At 44.6% G+C, this 368-nt stretch carries 1 pseudogene; it reads right to left on the bottom strand.

Going from position 1 to position 368, the window contains the following annotated elements:
- A pseudogene (locus tag B3763_RS17535) lies at nt 1-213 on the bottom strand (hypothetical protein); the annotation flags it as partial.
- Between the last annotated feature and the right edge of the window lie 155 nt (nt 214-368).

Below are 368 nucleotides of genomic sequence, written 5' to 3'. Positions count from 1 at the left end.
AATGTTCCATTCCTTTTCTCCTTTTCGGGCTCCAAGGTCGCGAATCAGGTCTATGTATAAAGGTTCGGCATGCAATACTTTGTAGGGCTTTCTGGAATCCTGCACTTCAGCAATATAGATGCTGTCTTTTTGAGCGTCATTGGTCTGTCCTATCGCTGTTCGGATGCTCAAAAGGCATAGCAAGCCCGGCACCCAATATTTTATGATGTTCATGTTTGTTATTCAGGTTTTAAAATGTGGTTCAATAAATAGAGGGGCTGCTGAGGAAGCGGTGTGTTTCTTCAGCAGCTCAGGCCACAATTGTTGCAACCCCAATGAGTAGGCAGTACTGCCTGTTAGCAGAAAAAACCTATCAGGGTAGCGTATAC

It is taken from the genome of Roseivirga sp. UBA1976 (assembly GCF_002336325.1).
In the GTDB taxonomy this organism is placed as follows: Bacteria; Bacteroidota; Bacteroidia; order Cytophagales; family Cyclobacteriaceae; genus Roseivirga; species Roseivirga thermotolerans.
This window is presented reverse-complemented; position numbering and strand designations above follow the sequence as displayed.